A 16,416-nucleotide genomic window follows, 5' to 3' on the forward strand; every position below is an offset into this window, starting at 1 on the left:
TTCGACGCGTCTGGGGCCTGTACAAAACCGAAAACGCCGCCGCGGCCCCTGGATGGTTTCCGGGGGCCGCGGCGGCGACCAGTCGGTCTGATCAGACGCGACCTAGTTGTCGGCCTTCTCCTCGTCGGAGGACTCGACGGTCTCGACAGCATCAGCGTCGGCGTCGGTCTCGGTGAGGTCGGCTTCCTCACCGAAGAAGTCCTTCGGGTCGATGGAGGTGCCCTTGTCGTCGGCTACCGTGACCTTGCAGATGTTGATGGCCAGAGCCTTGCCGCGGCGGACATCGGCGAACAGGTTCGCGATCTGGCCGGACTGCTGCAGCTGCATGACGAACTGGTTCGGGTCCATGCCGTAGCGCTGGGCGGTGAACAGGATGTGGTCGGTGAGCTCCTGCTGGGAGACCTCCGGCTTCTCGATGTCGGCCAGTGCGTCAAGGAACAGCTGGGTACGCACGGAGTCCTCGGCGCCCTCGCGGGCATCCTCCTCGAACTTCTCGCGGGTGATGTCCTGGGCCGCGAGCATCTGCTCGAACACAGCCTCATCGCCGCCAAACTGGCTGACCAGTTGCTGGATCTGGCCGTCGACCTGCTCCTTCACGACGGACTCCGGCAGTGCCACCTCGGTCTTTTCGAGGGCGGCAGCCAGAACCTTGTCGCGGATGTCAGCGGCCTGCTGGCCCTTGAGCTGCTCTTCGACCTGGGACTTCAGGGAATCCTTCAGCTCATCCAGGGTATCGAACTCGGAGGCCAGCTGAGCGAAGTCGTCGTCCAGCTCGGGCAACTCCCGCTCCTTGACCGACTTGACGGTCACGGTGGCCTGTGCCTCGCTGTCGGCGTGCTCACCGGCAACCAGCGTGGTGGAGAACTCCTTGGATTCACCCTCCGACAGGCCGGTGAGAGCCTCGTCCAGCCCCTCGACGAGAGAAGCAGTGCCAACCTCGTAGGAGAGCCCTTCGGAGGAAGCCTCGTCAACGGTCTCACCGTCAACGGTGGCTGTCAGGTCGATGGAGACGAAGTCGCCGTCCTGGACGGCGCGCTCGACCGGCTTCAGGGTGCCGAAGCGGGCACGCAGGTTGGTCAGTTCGGACTCGACGGACTCTTCGTCCGCCTCGAGTGCGTCCACCTCGACGGAGAGGTCGGAGAAGTCCGGGACGTCGATTTCGGGGCGGACGTCCACCTCAGCGGTGAAGGTGACGTGGTCGTTGTCCTCGAGCTCGGCGATGTCGATCTCGGGCTGCCCGAGAGCCTTGACGTCGTTCTCCTCGACGGCCTGGCTGTAGCGGCTCGGCAGCATCTCGTTGAGAACTTCATTGAGGATCGATCCGCGACCCAGGCGGGCCTCGAGGATCTTCGCCGGAACCTTGCCCTTGCGGAAGCCGGGCAGGCTGACCTGCTGGGCGAGGGACTTGTAGGCATTATCGAACTCAGGCTTCAGTTCCTCGAAGGGAACCTCGACGGTGAGCTTGGCGCGGGTGGCGCTCAGCTGTTCAACGGAGCTCTTCACGGATGCACACTCCTGTGTGTTCTTGGTCTGTGTACTTGCGGCCGGTGGAGCCACGGGATCGTCCGTCCGCGTCACCTCCGGGTCTCACTACCCCACCTACTGCGGGCTCACCGGACGGTGAATCACAGGGCGGGCGAGGACGGCCGGAGGCTGCCACCGGTAATGGTCGCTGTCGATTTTATCGTGCTGCCGACGACGGTAGACACGGGGGTCGACTCTCCGGCGACTTTATCTGTCTCGTCCCCGGGGCTACTGCCTTGGCCGAGCACCCTGCCTGACCGACATCCGGTCGATACCCGTCGGGATAGCGGGATTTGAACCCACGACCCCTCGCTCCCAAAGCGAGTGCGCTACCAAACTGCGCCATATCCCGGTCGCAGAGCTACTGTCTCCAGAAGTTCTGCTGGCGACGATGTTACGGGGTGCTGCAAATCCACGGCAACAGCGGGTCCCCGTAACGAGCTATCGCATTCTCCCGGCGGTGCCATGGCCCCCGGTTCTTCACCACAACGTCCGTCTTCCACCGTCGGCAAGTGGCCCTGCCTGCCGGTTTTCATGCGTCCGGATCGTGGTGTATCGTCGTCCTCGCACCAACGGGAGTGTCGTATAGTGGCTAATACCTCAGCCTTCCAAGCTGAAGACGCGGGTTCGATTCCCGTCACTCCCTCCATATGAAAGCCCCGACCATCATGGTCGGGGCTTTCTGGCGCTGGCTCCTCCCCGTCAGCTCACGGGAGCGTACGGGATGCTGTGGCAGCGCGGCATCCGCACGCCGGATGGGGTATATCCCATCCATTGTGCGGCGGGCCTGGGTCTACCGCGTCCTACAGTCCCTTGAACCCGGACGGACGTGGAACATTGCGGAGGTTCGACTTCGCCATCGTGAACATCTTGCCGACACCGCCTTCCAGGACAGTCCGGGTGGCGGCACGCGCGAACCCGGCGACCTGTTCCAGCGAGATCTCCGGCGGAATAGACAGGGCATTCGGATCCGTCACCACGTCGATCACAGCCGGCCCGTCATAGGCGAGCGCTTCCTTGAGCGTCGACTCAACGTCCTTGGGGTCCTCGATGCGGAAGGCCTTGATTCCGCAGGCTTCGGCGATGTCGGCATAATTGACCTTCGCGTGGTCGGTACCGAAGTCGGGCATCCCTGCAACGAGCATCTCGAGCTTGACCATGCCCAGCGTCGAGTTGTTGTAGACGACAGCCTTGACGGGGACCTCATGCAGCTTCATCGTGAGAAGTTCGCCCATCAGCATGCCGAGCCCGCCGTCGCCGCACATGGCGATGACCTGACGACGCCCCTCCACGGCTTCGGCCGCCCCGATAGCCTGCGGTAACGCATTGGCCATCGTCCCGTGACGGAACGACGCCAGCAGGGTGCGGTCCGCCGTCGGGGTGATGTAGCGTGCGTGCCACACATTGCACATGCCCGTGTCTGCAGTGAATACAGCGTCATCATCTGCCAAGTCATCGAGCACGTAGGACACATATTCAGGGTGAATCGGCGTGTGACGCTCGATGTTCTTCGTGTAGGCGTCGATGACGTGCCGCAGGTTCTTCTCCTGCACCTTCAGCATCGACTCCAGGAACGAAGCGTCTGCCTTCTCCTCGATCAACGGGAGCAGATCGGTGATCGTCGCGGCAACGTCCCCGGTCACCGGGTAGCTCACCGTCGTACGTCGTCCGATGTTGCCGCCCTTGATGTCGACTTGTGCGGTAGCGGTATCGCGCGGCAGGAATTCGGTGTACGGGAAGTCCGTGCCGAGCAAAATCAGCAGATCTGCTTCATCAAACGCCTCGGAGCAAGCACCATAGCCGAGCAGGCCCGACATACCGACGTCATAGGGGTTGTCGTAGTGCAGGAACTCCTTGCCCCCGTAGGCGTGCCCGACCGGCGCCTTGATCTTCTCTGCCAGTGCGAAGACCTCGTCCCTAGCGTCGCGGCATCCCGCGCCACCGAAGATCGTGACTTTCCTCGACCCGTTGATCGCGTCGGCCAGCGCATCGAGTTCACTCTGCGCGGGATGCATGACCGGACGTTCCGACGCGATGGCGGAATTGAGCTGCGGGGATTCCACTGCTTCGTCGCTGGCAATATCGCCGGGAACGACGAGAACCGACACACCGTTACCCGCCATCGTGGACTGGATCGCGTGGTGCAGGATGGTCGCACCTTGGGCAGCTGAGTTCACCATCTCGCAGTACCCCGAGCATTCGGCAAAGAGGGATTCCGGATGGGTCTCCTGGAAGTAGTGGGAGCCGATGAACTGGGACGGAATATGGCTGGCGATGGCGAGCACCTTCGCGCCGTTGCGGTGGGAGTCATACAAACCCTGGACAAGGTGAGTATTTCCGGGCCCGCAGGATCCTGCACAGACGGCAAGGTTCCCGGTCACCTGTGACTCTGCACCGGCGGCGAACGCCGCTGCTTCCTCGTTGCGCACGTGGAACCACTCGATACTGCTGCGTTTCACTGCATCGACCACGGGGTTCAGACTGTCACCGACAAGGCCGAAGATCCTTCGCACGCCTTGTGCTTCCAGGGCTGCGACGAGCTGTTCTGCATAGTTTCGCGCCATGTAGCTACTCCTGAGTAAGGGGTTTTCTCTGTAAGTACTCCTCCGACACTATTCCGATGTCGAGGTCCCTGCACGGAGAGCTTCATCACCTCGCCACCGGTACCTTCACAGCCACTGTGAAGATAAATATAGTTTTGAGTTTTTCTTACCCCCGTTGTGCCCGCTCACTGTCGCCACCAACCATCCGAGCTGCATGTTTATAACCGCCGCCAGCCTCACCAGGCTGAAAATCACTCACAGAGCAGAAGAAACGTAGCGTAAGTTCTCATGAAGCCCACCATCATCGACGCGGACAGCGGCCGCGAACTGTGGACTGCGACGGAATGCGCGACGTACGCTGGCACGTCACGCGGAACCTTCACCAGCTATGCAGGACGGAACCGGGCCCCTAAACCGGTCACGAAACACCACGGCTTGACCCTGTGGGACACCCAGGAGGTCAAGGACTGGAACGCTTCCCGGAACCGCAGGGATCCGGGAGACTGAGAAAACCTACTTCGCGTCGGGAATCTCCGGCGTCTGACCGGTCTGCTCGTAGGTGTCGAGAATCTCGATACGACGCTGGTGACGGTCGACGCCCGACCACGGTTCCGCGATGAAAGCGTCGACAATATCGAGGATCTCCGACTCGGAGTGCATCCGGCCGCCAATGCCGATCAGTTGAGCGTTGTTGTGCTCACGGGCGAGCTTGGCGGTCTCCACAGACCACGCCAGCGCACAGCGGGCACCGACAACCTTGTTCGCCGCAATCTGCTCACCGTTCCCCGATCCGCCGAGGACGATGCCGAGGGACCCCTCGTCGTCGACGGTCTTGCGGGCAGCTTCGATACAGAAGGCTGGGTAGTCGTCCTCAGGATCAAAGGTGTGGGCACCACAGTCGACGACGGTGTGCCCCTTCTCCTTGAGGTGGTTCGCGATGACATTCTTCATCTCGAATCCGGCATGGTCAGCACCGAGGTAGATACGCATGTCCCTGAGTTTATCGGACAGACCGTATCTACAGTGGCCGGAGGTGAAGATTTGGGGCTGAAAAACGCTAGCCGCGCTCACTCTGCTTTCGTACCTACACAGCGGGACGGGCCCACGTATCGATCACGTGAGCCCGCGGGTTGTTCCGACTGCGCAGGTACGCCAGGCTAACCTGCGTTGGCGATTGAGCCGAGGGCCTCGCCGAGATCACCAGGAATCATGTCGACCAGGTCCTCCCCGCCAAGCGAACCAATGACCGAGCCGACGATGCTGCCACCTGCGTCAGCGGCAGAACCGTCGCCCGCAAGAGACCCTTCGGTACTCAGCATGTCGAAATCTCCGCCCAGAACACCGGCGAGAATCTCCTTCAACTCCCCCAGCAGCGGCAACAGCTCTATGATGGCGCCCATTTTACCGCTTACCCTTCAGCCCCGTCGTTCGACAACGATCCGGTGACCGACTCGATCGACCCGGTCAGGTCCCAATCACTGCTGCCCTCGAAGATCCCTTCCAGGGAGCCTTCGGTGCTGAGCACAGTCAGGTCGCCCTTGAGCAGACCGACGAAGATGTTAAGCAGGTCGCCGAGAATATCCGCGATGCCGGTGATTCCTTCAAGTGAACCCATGGTCTACATACCCCTTGTACGTGTGTGGTGATAAGGAAGAGGAGAGAGATTCGACACCATGTGACGCCGGAGCGTTCACTGACCTGCCGATACGACAGATAGTATCCTCAGGGAACGCTGATCGGGCGGGAACAGTGAACTTGATCCACCCCCGGGGGTATCGGGATATGAGACCGTCACGAAGCAGGTCAGCGCCACTATTCCGCGCTGGGATCCTCGGTTCGACTCTTCTTGAGCTCGAAGAAGTGCTCGTAGCTGCCTAGCGTGACCGCGGCATCGAAGATCTTCCCGGCCTCCTCGCCGCGAGGGACCCGCGTCAACACCGGGCCAAAGAATGCCCGGCCGTCCAGTTCGACCACTGGAGTGCCCACATCGTCGCCGACCTTGGCGATCGCCGTCGACTGGTAGCTACGCAGCGTCGGTTCCCATGCCTCCGGATCATCGCCACGCGAATGCGCTGCAGCGGCGTAGTCAGTGGAGAGCCCGACCTCCTCCAGAACCTCCGTAATGAGGTCATCGTAAGCCCCTTCGCCTTCTCGTCCACCCTCCCCGTGGTCGTGAATCCGCGTGCCCAACGCAGTGTAAAATGCGTCGACCTTCTCAGGCTCCTTCGTGTAGACCGCGGCTGCTACGAGAGCTGGTCCCCAGGCCGCCTCCATCTTCGTGGCGTACTCGGCGGGAATGTCCTTACCCTCATTCAGCACCGCCAGGCTCATCGGTGCGAAGGTCACGTCGATGTCGCGGACGGCTTCGACCTCCTTGATCCAGCGGCTCGTGACCCAGGCGAACGGGCACGTCGCGTCGAAGTACAGGGTGACCGGAGTGGTGCTCATGGTGATGCTCCTTCTGGCGTATGTCTCATTGATTTTCAGTGGCTCGACCCCCGAGGGTACGCGCACCTGAGTCCTGCGTGAGCCGCCCCTGACCGACCCATATCCGGACAGGACGCTCCATGCCGACTATCGTGGTCACCTATGAGTTCAACCAATCTGACCCGATCCGAGGCTGCCGCGCGGTCGGACCTGGTCACGGATGTCCACTATGCTGTCGACCTCGACCTCACCGAGGGCGGCAGCCTGGACCACAAGACGTTCTCGTCAGTGACCACCGTGACCTTCACTGCCACACAGGCAGGGTCCACATTCATAGACCTGCGCGCCGAGGAAATCTCCACGGTCGAACTGGATGGCGAGGACATCCTGCCGCTGGCTCTGCCCGGTGACGGCGAAGGTCGTTACGACGAGTCCCGGGGTCTGCAGCTCGACGATCTGACCCCGGGACGTCACGAACTGACGATCGTGGCGGAGTCCTTCTACTCCACCACGGGCGAGGGTCTTCACCGGTTCCAGGATCCGGCAGATAACCAGGTGTACATGTACACCCAGTTCGAAGCCGCCGATGCCAAGCGTGTCTTCGCCTGCTTCGATCAGCCCGACATCAAGGCGACCTACGAGGTTACCGTCCACACCCCCACCACCTGGACCGTCGTCACCAACAACACCGTGTCCACCACGACCACCGGTGGGGACAAGACCGGGGAGACGACGCACCGCGCCGTCGTCGACTACCAGTTGTCCACATACCTCATCGCGTTCTGTGTCGGCCCGTGGTACCACGTCACCGACTCGTGGACCGGGTCATTGACCCCCACCGACGAGGTCAAGGGTGTCACCGACACACGTCTGGTGCCGGAAGGGGAGATCACCGTTCCGCTGGGTCTGTACGTCCGTCAGTCCCTGGCTGAGTACCTCGACGCCGACGTGCTCTTCGACGTCACGAAGTCCGGTTTCGACTACTACGCAAAGAACTTCGGCGTGGCTTACCCGTTCCACAAGTACGACCAGATCTTCTGCCCCGAGTACAACATGGGCGCAATGGAGAACGCCGGGTGCGTGACGATCCGCGACGAGTACGTCTTCCGTTCCGCGGCCAGCCACTACGAGTACGAGCGTCGCGCGGACACGATTCTGCATGAACTGGCCCACATGTGGTTCGGCGACCTGGTGACCATGCGCTGGTGGGACGATCTCTGGCTCAACGAGTCCTTCGCCACCTGGTCCTCCGCCATGGCCCAGACCCACGCCACCGAGTACGACACCGCCTGGGTCACCTTCGCCAACAAGGAGAAGTCCTGGGCCTACGCACAGGACCAGCTGCCCAGCACCCACCCGGTGTTCTCCGGGGCCAATGACCTGGTGGAGGTCGACGCCAACTTCGACGGGATCACCTACGCCAAGGGGGCCTCGCTGCTCAAGCAGCTCGCCGCCTACGTCGGCCTGGAACCGTTCTTCGCCGGCATCCGCGCGCACTTCGTCAACCACGCCTGGGGCAACGCCACCTTCGACGACCTGCTCGGTGCCCTGGAAAAGGCGTCAGGCCGCGACCTGTCCGACTGGGCCGACCAGTGGCTCAAGACCACCGGTATCAACACCCTCAGCGCCGAGACACAGGTGAAGGACGGTGCCTACACGTCCTTCGCCGTCGCCCAGTCTGGTGCCGCGCCCGGCGCGGGCGAGACACGCACCCACCGACTCGCCGTCGGCCTGTACGACATCGAGGACCATTCGGTCGTCCTGCGCCGTCGCGTCGAAACAGACGTCGAGGGACCGTCCACCGACGTCCCCGACCTTGTCGGGGAAAAGAAGGCCGACCTCGTTCTCGTCAATGACGACGACCTCGCCTACGGGTTCATCGCCCTCGACGATGACTCACTCTCCACCGCCGTCAACAACATCGCCGGCATCACCGACCCGATGGCCCGTTCACTGATCTGGTCGGCGGCATGGCAGATGACCCGCAACGCTCAGATGCGTGCCCGCGACTTCGTGGCCCTGGTGGTCCGCGGCGCCTGGGCCGAGACGCAGCTCGGCGTGTTGGAACAGATCCTTGCCCAGGCCATCGGCGCCGTCGAAAACTATTCGGCACCGTCCTGGCGTACCGAAGGACGAGCCCTGCTGCTCGACGGCCTCCGCGCCGGTGCGGAGCGCACTGAGGGGCAGGCACGGTTGGCCTTCGTCCGCGCCTATGCCAACGCCGCACAGGATGCGCATTCCAGCGCATGGGTGCGTGGTCTGCTGGGCATCGGCGATGCGACCGCCGAGAACCTCCTACCCGGCTTCACCGTGGACCAGGACCTGCGCTGGCGACTGCTCACTGCGCTGGTCGGCGCGGTCGACGTGCTCACCGACGAGGAGGCCGACGCCCTGATCACCGCCGAGGAGCAGGCTGACCGGTCGTCCTCTGGACGTATGAACGCCGTCAAGGCCCGCACCGCCCGTCCCGATATCGAAGTAAAACGCTCCGCCTGGAACACCATCACGCTGGAGGGCAAGGAGCTCGGCAACCTGGAGCTGCGTTATATGATCGCCGGCCTGACCCACGTCGGTCAGGACGAGCTGCTGTCCCCGTTCGGCCCGGAGTACGTCCAGCGTGCCGTGGACATGTGGGAGGAACTCTCCTCCGAAATGGCACTGCGCACCCTCGACGGACTGTTCCCGTCCTGGGCCGGCTACGAGGACGTCGCCGACGACCTGCGTGCCACCGCCGCTGACGAATCCACCCCCGCCGGACTGCGCCGCGTGCTGTCCGAAGGCCTGTCGCGCGCCGACCGCGCCGCGACAGCCAGGAAGTTCGACGCACGCTGATGACACAACCGCAGAGCTTCTACGATGCTGTCGGCGGCGAGGATATCTTCCGCCACATCGTCCACGAGTTCTACCGCCAGATCCCGGATGACGACATCCTCGGCCCCATGTATCCCGCCGACGATCTCGACGGCGCCGAGGACCGGCTCCGCTGGTTCCTGGTGCAGTACTGGGGTGGCCCGCAGACCTTCACTGAACAGCGCGGACACCCGCGCCTGCGGATGCGTCACATGCACTTCCCCATCGACCCCGCCGCCCGCGACCGGTGGCTCGTGCTGATGGGCAATGCACTGGAGACCGTCAGTGACGACGACCTCCCCGAGGCTCCGCGCCAGGCGATGTGGGACCACATGATCCGCGTCGCAGACATGCTGGTCAACAAGTTCTAGTTCGGTGAGGGGATTCGCGCCAGGCCACCGGGACGGGGGACGTAGGCCGTACCGAACAGTGCATCAACCCGGATCCACGACCCCGTGGCGCTGACCCGGATCAGGTCGTGGGCACGCAGATCCTGCCGCTTCGGCTCCACCACGAGCCCGAGCGCACCGAGAGCGGCAACCACCCGCCCGGTGAGCTCAACGGTGCCGGCCTCAACCGGCCCGGTCAACTGCAGCAGCGGCTGATCCAGCAGGGAGGGCGGTAGCCCGGCAGGACCGGAGTGCTCATCGGCCTCCCGCTGCATCTCGGCGAACAACGTCCGCACGTCACCGGCGGGGACAGTGTCGACCAGCGTGTAGCCACTCGCCGGTGGAGCGGTCCCGGTCCACAGCAACGAGACCACTCCCCCGAGACTCACCCTCTCCGTCCCCGAGGCGTCGACAGCGCCTACGAGCAGTCGGGGCAGCGGTTCTGCCAGAACCACCGCGTCATCGACCGACGGCACCGCGTGGATGCGTTCGGCAACGATGCATCCCAACGGTGTAGAGAAGATGATGTCTGCCATGTCATCCCCGACACGGACGACGCGGGCCATGGCGCCGGTGTCCATACGCAGTACACGGGTTGCCACGGCCGCGGTCCGGCGCAGAGCGGACGCCTGGGCTTCCGCAGGGCGCGTCAGCGTCAGTGACAGTTCGTCAGCGGGGCCGGACCCCTGCAGGTTGAGCATCATGACTCCCAGGGTATCGGTCGCCCGCAGGGCTGCACAGAGTGCCCGGACGGTAGCTGCTAGCGCTTCCGTCCACCGATGACGGTGCTGCCCCCGGACACACCGTCGACCGCGGCCTCTTCATCGTCGAGGGGGATGAGGAACTTGTTGATGACTTCAAGGTCGCTCTCCGACCAGTCCCGTGTCTTCCCCGAGATCGGATCGACACCGACGTTGACCGTGTCCACGACAGCGACGAGGCGATGCTGACCGTTCCTGATGTACTGCCGCATCTTGAAAGACTTCACCCCCACCTGGAAGATGAACGACTCCACGACCACGGCGACCTCACTGGACGACACCGACTTCTGGTAGTCGACCGACGCCCACCGGACGACGAACGCCGGAACTGACATGTCGATCTCGGTGACCACGTCCCGGACGAAATCAATCCGGGCATCCTGGGAGAACTCCAGGTACGCCGCATTGTTGACGTGCTGGAACTGGTCGAAGTCCGACCAGCGGAGGTTCACCCGTGTGCTGTGGTAGCGGGTACCGGTGGCCTCGTGGTCAACAAAAGGCATCGAAGTCTCTCCTTACACAGGCCAAGGACCCCAGCGTGTGACGCTGAGGCCCTGCCTGGACGGCTACGCCGCAGTAGTCCTGTTTTGTCTCGTAGAGGATTCTATCGGGAAAGCCGACGATGTGTTACCCGGGTGGGACGGGCAGCATCCGCACCGAGTCGTTCCACCTTGTTCTTCTCGTAGTCCTCGAAGTTCCCCTCGAACCAGAACCACTGGCCCTCAGCCACGTTGCCCTCCCAGGCGAGGATGTGGGTACAGGTACGGTCCAGGAACCAACGGTCGTGCGAGATGACCACGGCGCACCCCGGGAACTTCTGCAGGGCGTTCTCCAGCGAGCTGAGGGTCTCGACATCGAGGTCGTTGGTCGGCTCGTCCAACAGGATCAGGTTACCGCCGAGTTTCAGCGTCAACGCAAGGTTCAGACGGTTGCGCTCACCACCGGAGAGGACCTTCGCGGGCTTCTGCTGGTCGCCGCCCTTGAATCCGAAGGCGGACAGGTACGCACGCGAGGGCATCTCGTTCTGCCCGACGATGATGTAGTCCAGCCCGTCCGAGACGATCTGCCAGACTGTCTTCTCCGGATCGATGTTCTCACGGTTCTGGTCGACGTAGCTGAGCTGCACCGTCTTACCGACGACAACCTCGCCGGCGTCCGGCTCCTCGAGACCGACGATGGTCTTGAACAGTGTGGACTTACCGACACCGTTCGGGCCGATCACGCCGACGATGCCGTTACGCGGCAGGGTGAATGAGAGGTCCTTGATCAGCGTGCGTCCATCGAACCCCTTGGTGAGGTTCTTGACGTCGACAACCTGGTTGCCCAGACGCGGCGGCGTCGGGATCTGGATCTCCTCGAAGTCGAGCTTCTTGTACTGCTCGGCTTCGGCAGCCATCTCCTCGTAGCGCTGGAGGCGCGCCTTGTTCTTGGCCTGACGTGCCTTGGCGCCAGAACGAACCCAGGCGAGTTCCTCCTTGAGCCGCTTCTGCAGCTTCTGGTCCTTCTTGCCGGCGACCTCGAGACGCTCGGCCTTGGTCTCCAGGTACTTGGAGTAGTTGCCCTCGTAGGCGAAGAGCTTGCCGCGGTCGACCTCGCAGATCCATTCGGCAACGTGGTCGAGGAAGTAGCGGTCGTGAGTGACTGCCAGGACAGCACCCTTGTAGTTGGCGAGGTGATTCTCCAGCCACAACACGCTCTCCGCGTCCAGGTGGTTGGTCGGCTCATCGAGCAGCAGGAGGTCCGGCTCACTGAGCAGCAGCTTCGCCATGGCGACACGACGGCGCTCGCCACCGGAGAGATGGGTCACCATCTCCTCCGGCGGCGGGCAGCGCAGGGCGTCCATCGCCTGCTCGATCTTGGAGTCGAGCTCCCAGGCGTCGGCAGCGTCGATCTTCTCCTGGAGTTCGGTCATCTCCTCCATGAGCTCATCGGTGTAGTTCGTGGCCATCTCCTCGGCGATGGCTTCATAACGGGTCTTGATCTCGAAGATCTCTCCGAGCCCCTCTTCCACGTTCCCGCGAACCGTCTTCTCCTCGTTCAGCGGCGGCTCCTGCAGCAGAATGCCGACGGTCGCTCCGGGGTCAAGGAAAGCGTCACCGTTGGAGGGCTGGTCGATGCCAGCCATGATCTTCAGGAGCGAGGACTTGCCGGCACCGTTCGGCCCGACGACACCGATCTTCGCACCCGGGTAGAAGCTCATGGTGACGTTGTCCAGGACAACCTTCTCACCATGCGCCTTGCGTACGTTCCTCATCGTGTAGATGAACTCGGCCAATGTGTTCCCTCCGGTTGGCGCGGCTGCGTGCACCTCTGCATCCAGCCCTGTCGTATACGGTTGACGAGCCTACCCCACGACACGCACTGGGCCGCACTTCCCCGAGACTGGGCATCCTTCACATCCGACCGGGCGGTTTGCGCGTCAAGCGGCGCTGAGTTGGTGCAACTCAACCCTCCAGACGCGCAAACCGCCGTATCTGCACCGGTGCCGCAGAGTCAGAACGGCACCGTAGTCTCACCGTTGGCCGCGAGCTCCCGGTCGGGCTCGTCGGAGGCCTCAGAAGGCTCCGACGGCTCAGGTTCTTCAGACCTCGCGACCGCGGAGTACCCACCGTAGGATGCGGTCTCCCCGTGCCCCGGGGCGTACACGTCCCGTTCACTGTCTCTGGTGTCACTAGCCTTGCGGTCCTTGTCTTTGTCCCGGTCTTTGTCCCGCAGCGACCACGTGGAGGTCGAGTGGCTCAAGTCCAGGCCGACGTTCGTGGCGGTCAAACGCCAGATGGTCTCAAAGAGGTTCTGGCCGTCCTTGCTCTTGCGGGCGTTGTCGGGCATGTAGGTGTAGGACGTCATACGCCCAACGATGACCAGCGGCGCGCCCTTGACCACGCTATGCATCACGTGGTCGCCCAGCTTGCCCCAACACTGGACGTCGATGAACAGCGTGCCGGCATCCTTCCACTGCCCGTTGTCGTTCCAGCTCGGTGTCGATGCCATCCGGAAAGTGACGAGTTTCGGCGTCGTCGAGTGGCGCTGGGGATGTGTCGCGGCGAACCCTGTCATTGTCACGGACATCTGTTGTGTGGCCATCTGTGGCACACTCCTCCCCCCGGATCGTCCCCGGGATCCACGGCGCCCGCCGTCGTTCAGCCGTCGGGCGACACCCGGTGGCCGGCGGAGCGGTCCCCCACCTCAGTGCCCCGGTTGGATCCATCTTCACGTCGGACGCATCCCTCGGTCAACGCCCGCTCACCACCTGTGAACAACCTCGTGGGAACTCGACGGGAGTTATCCACAGGCCCGGCGCGTCACAAACCAGTTCAGCGCCCAGTTAACGTAGGCGACCATCTCCTGACGCAGTGAGGAGCGACTCACGTCAGGCTCTTCACGGAGCCCCTCTCCAGGATGCGCCCCTCGACGACCAGGTCCACTGGTTCCTGCTGTCGTGAGGCTTCTTTCAACCGGGAAAGCACACGTTGCGCCGTCACCTCGCCGATGGTCCCGAGATCGGGGGCATAGGTTGTGATTCCCTGCCGCCAGAAGCCGAACCAGGGGGGATCGCCTACCGAGACGACCGATATGTCATCGGGCACGCTGACTCCAGCGGCACCACAGTAGGTCACGAACCCCTCCATGATCGCACTGCTCGCGACAACGACCCCCGTTACCCGGTCATTGATGACACTGGGAGCGGTGTCGTGCCCCCATTTCGCCGAAAAATCTCCCGAGAAGACGCGCCCCTCTGCTCCCGGAACTTCGTCAACTGCGCGCTGAAAACCCAACGTCCGATCAGCTGCGGTAGACCATTTCGCCGGACCCACCATCAGTGCTATCTCCCGGTGGCCAGCATCCAACAATAGTCTCGTGAGCTGGTGTAACCCCACTACTTCATCCGATACGACAGAGTCACGGTATCGGTGCCCTGTACGTCGATTCATCTCGATGACCGGGACACCCTGCTCTTCAGGAAGATTTTCCCCGACCGGGATGCTCACCACAGCATCCACACGTTGATCATGAAATGCCGCGAAACATCGCTTCTCCACCGAAGGGTCATCACGGCTGACACCAACAAGAAGCTGATATCCGGCTTCCTCCAAGCCCGCCTGGAGCATCGCCGAGCCTTCAGCGTAGAACTGATTACGAAGATCCGGCACGATGAACCCCACCGTCCCGGTCCTGCTTGAGCGAAGTGCCCGGGCGACAGCATTCGGCCTATAACCGAGTTCGTCGACCGCACTGAGGACCCTCTTCCTAGTCCCAGGATCGACGTATCCACTCTCGTTGAGCGTCCGCGAGACCGTACTTACGCCTACTCCCGCGCGTTGAGCCACATCGCGGATCTTTACCACCGCACCGCTCTCCTCATCGACAACGACTGTGCCACCCGTCCAAGCATTTGACTGTACCGCAAACAAACCGGGGGTTGACTGATGCGATTCTGATGTCCATACTATGGAAACGATTTCATATGACGCAGGTCACCTTCCGCTGATCGGTATGGAATCGATTTCATAGGAAGGCCACTATGCCCCAGGACACCTTTACCCTCCTCAGTCACCTCTACACAGACAGCTCCCAACAGGAAGTGTTCTCCGAAGAAGCCACCATCGACAGCTGGCTACGCGTCGAGGCCGCACTTGCCCAGGGGCAAGCTTCAGTCGGCGTCCTCTCGCAGAACGACGCCGACGCGATCACAGCGGCAGCCACACTCGACAACGTTGATCCGCACCGCCTCTGGGCAAGCGCGAAGAACGTCGGCTATCCGATCCTCGGGATAGTCAGGGAAATCTCCCGTGTTCTTCCCTCCGGACCGGACGGACGTGTCCACTACGGTGCCACCACCCAGGACATCATGGATACCGGCCTCGTGCTACAACTCGTAGCCTCCCTCGATCTCCTCCGGAACCAGGTGGAGGATTGTGGAAATGCCATCGCCTCGGTCGTCTCAAAACACAGAAAGACCATCATGCCGGCGAGAACCCACGCCCAGCATGCCGTGCCTACCACCCTGGGTGCGTCACTCGCCACTGTTCTCGACGAGTTCACCCGTCATCTGCAGCGGCTGGCAGAGACGCGGACGAGGCTCGCCACCGTGTCACTTTCAGGAGCTGGTGGCACGAGTGCTGCGTACGGCACGAAGGCAACCCAGGTTCGCGAAGCAGTCGCACGATCCCTTAATCTCTCTCATTCTGTTGTTCCGTGGCACACCTCTCGAGACCGTCTCGCAGAGTTCGGGCATCTCTACGCTGAAATCTCGGCCACGTGCGCCCGCTTGGCCCGCAATATCGTGGATCTCTCCCGGACCGAGATTGGCGAGGTCTACGAGAAGTTCGACAGTCACCGCGGCGCCTCCTCCACCATGCCGCAGAAAGTTAACCCAATTTCGTCGGAAGCGATCATCGGCCTCTCTCAGACGGTCTCCGGGCTCGCGTCAACCATGAGCAGAATTCAGGAGGCAGGCCACGAGCGTGCCGCCGGTGAATGGCAACTGGAATGGGAGGTACTCCCCCGCATCGCCGTCCTAACTGGCAGTGCAGTTGTCGAAACGACCGACCTCGCCACCGGGTTACGGGTCGACCCGGAAAGAATGAAGGCCAATCTCGCCCTTGACCACGGCCTGATCATGGCCGAAGCACACATGATCTCACTCGCCGAACCTCTGGGACGAGAACGCGCACACGACCTCGTCTACGAAGCGTCACAGCGTGCGCGCCGCGACAATGAGACACTCACCACAGCCCTCCTTGCGGAGGCACGTGCAGCAGATCTCGATGATTCCGTAACTTCCGTCATCACCGGCGCGGAGGGCTACCTCGGAGAGGCTGCGACGATTGCTGCAAAAGCCATCGAGCACTGGACCACGGTCCGCCAATCTCCTGGCGTCGGGAGTGACCGATGATTCCCGCCAGTGCACCAGAGACAGCG

General features: G+C 62.6%; 15 protein-coding genes and 2 tRNA genes. 5 read left to right on the forward strand and 12 right to left on the reverse strand.

Annotated features, from left to right (window positions below; all coding sequences use genetic code 11):
- Positions 1–102 precede the first annotated feature (102 nt).
- Together tig and CGLY_RS11735 are read right to left on the reverse strand one after the other, a co-directional pair.
- Positions 103–1,503, reverse strand: coding sequence for a trigger factor (gene tig, locus CGLY_RS11730; protein ID WP_038549631.1), 1,401 nt, complete (start codon positions 1,501–1,503; stop codon positions 103–105).
- Positions 1,504–1,802: 299 nt separating this feature from the next.
- A tRNA-Pro gene (locus CGLY_RS11735) sits at positions 1,803–1,876 on the reverse strand.
- A 222-nt stretch (positions 1,877–2,098) separates the two neighbouring features.
- Here CGLY_RS11735 and CGLY_RS11740 point away from each other — a divergent pair.
- Positions 2,099–2,173: transfer RNA gene (locus CGLY_RS11740), tRNA-Gly, on the forward strand.
- 154 nt (positions 2,174–2,327) lie between these two features.
- On the opposite strand, the gene CGLY_RS11745 is transcribed toward CGLY_RS11740, so the two are convergent.
- Positions 2,328–4,088: a pyruvate dehydrogenase gene (locus CGLY_RS11745; protein WP_038549635.1), complete on the reverse strand. Its 1,761-nt coding sequence runs from the start codon at positions 4,086–4,088 to the stop codon at positions 2,328–2,330.
- A 267-nt stretch (positions 4,089–4,355) separates the two neighbouring features.
- On the opposite strand from CGLY_RS11745, the gene CGLY_RS11750 reads away from it, so the two are divergent.
- Positions 4,356–4,574, forward strand: coding sequence for a helix-turn-helix transcriptional regulator (locus CGLY_RS11750; RefSeq protein WP_038549638.1), 219 nt, complete (start codon positions 4,356–4,358; stop codon positions 4,572–4,574).
- Between the two features lie 6 nt (positions 4,575–4,580).
- Here the strand turns inward: CGLY_RS11750 and CGLY_RS11755 are convergent, their stop codons facing one another.
- From CGLY_RS11755 to CGLY_RS11770, 4 genes are all read right to left on the reverse strand, one after another.
- Positions 4,581–5,057, reverse strand: a complete 477-nt coding sequence (locus CGLY_RS11755; protein ID WP_038549641.1) for a ribose-5-phosphate isomerase — start codon at positions 5,055–5,057, stop codon at positions 4,581–4,583.
- A 167-nt stretch (positions 5,058–5,224) separates the two neighbouring features.
- The gene (locus CGLY_RS11760; protein ID WP_052540127.1) at positions 5,225–5,467 is read right to left on the reverse strand and encodes a hypothetical protein; all 243 of its coding nucleotides are present in this window, start codon (positions 5,465–5,467) and stop codon (positions 5,225–5,227) included.
- 8 nt (positions 5,468–5,475) lie between these two features.
- Positions 5,476–5,682, reverse strand: coding sequence for a hypothetical protein (locus CGLY_RS11765; protein ID WP_038549644.1), 207 nt, complete (start codon positions 5,680–5,682; stop codon positions 5,476–5,478).
- Positions 5,683–5,879: 197 nt separating this feature from the next.
- The gene (locus CGLY_RS11770; protein WP_038549647.1) at positions 5,880–6,515 is read right to left on the reverse strand and encodes a mycothiol-dependent nitroreductase Rv2466c family protein; all 636 of its coding nucleotides are present in this window, start codon (positions 6,513–6,515) and stop codon (positions 5,880–5,882) included.
- A gap of 141 nt (positions 6,516–6,656) precedes the next feature.
- Between CGLY_RS11770 and pepN the strand changes: the two genes are divergently transcribed.
- Both pepN and CGLY_RS11780 read left to right on the forward strand, forming a co-directional pair.
- Positions 6,657–9,326 carry an aminopeptidase N gene (gene pepN / locus CGLY_RS11775; protein WP_038549652.1) on the forward strand — a complete coding sequence of 890 codons (2,670 nt, stop codon included), beginning with the start codon at positions 6,657–6,659 and terminating at the stop codon, positions 9,324–9,326.
- On the forward strand, positions 9,326–9,715 hold the full coding sequence (locus tag CGLY_RS11780) for a globin (RefSeq protein WP_038549655.1): 390 nt from the start codon (positions 9,326–9,328) through the stop codon (positions 9,713–9,715). The genes pepN and CGLY_RS11780 overlap by 1 nt, the downstream gene beginning before the upstream one ends.
- On the opposite strand, the gene CGLY_RS11785 is transcribed toward CGLY_RS11780, so the two are convergent.
- The 5 genes from CGLY_RS11785 to CGLY_RS11805 form a co-directional block, all read right to left on the reverse strand.
- Positions 9,712–10,437, reverse strand: coding sequence for a hypothetical protein (locus CGLY_RS11785; RefSeq protein WP_052540128.1), 726 nt, complete (start codon positions 10,435–10,437; stop codon positions 9,712–9,714). The two genes, CGLY_RS11780 and CGLY_RS11785, sit on opposite strands and share 4 nt — an antisense overlap.
- A 56-nt stretch (positions 10,438–10,493) precedes the next feature.
- Complete coding sequence (locus CGLY_RS11790) at positions 10,494–10,997, reverse strand: acyl-CoA thioesterase (protein ID WP_052540130.1); 504 nt, start codon at positions 10,995–10,997, stop codon at positions 10,494–10,496.
- Between the two features lie 101 nt (positions 10,998–11,098).
- Positions 11,099–12,769 (reverse strand): energy-dependent translational throttle protein EttA, encoded by a 1,671-nt coding sequence (gene ettA, locus CGLY_RS11795; RefSeq protein ID WP_038549659.1) that lies wholly within the window; start codon positions 12,767–12,769, stop codon positions 11,099–11,101.
- Between the two features lie 218 nt (positions 12,770–12,987).
- On the reverse strand, positions 12,988–13,578 hold the full coding sequence (locus CGLY_RS17170; RefSeq protein ID WP_081803905.1) for a single-stranded DNA-binding protein: 591 nt from the start codon (positions 13,576–13,578) through the stop codon (positions 12,988–12,990).
- A gap of 281 nt (positions 13,579–13,859) precedes the next feature.
- On the reverse strand, positions 13,860–14,840 hold the full coding sequence (locus tag CGLY_RS11805; protein ID WP_144313679.1) for a LacI family DNA-binding transcriptional regulator: 981 nt from the start codon (positions 14,838–14,840) through the stop codon (positions 13,860–13,862).
- 176 nt (positions 14,841–15,016) lie between these two features.
- Here CGLY_RS11805 and CGLY_RS11810 point away from each other — a divergent pair, with 176 nt between their 5' ends.
- On the forward strand, positions 15,017–16,390 hold the full coding sequence (locus tag CGLY_RS11810; protein WP_052540132.1) for a class-II fumarase/aspartase family protein: 1,374 nt from the start codon (positions 15,017–15,019) through the stop codon (positions 16,388–16,390).
- The last annotated feature ends 26 nt before the right edge of the window (positions 16,391–16,416 follow it).

The sequence above is a fragment of the Corynebacterium glyciniphilum AJ 3170 genome (assembly GCF_000626675.1).
Classification (GTDB): Bacteria; Actinomycetota; Actinomycetes; order Mycobacteriales; family Mycobacteriaceae; genus Corynebacterium; species Corynebacterium glyciniphilum.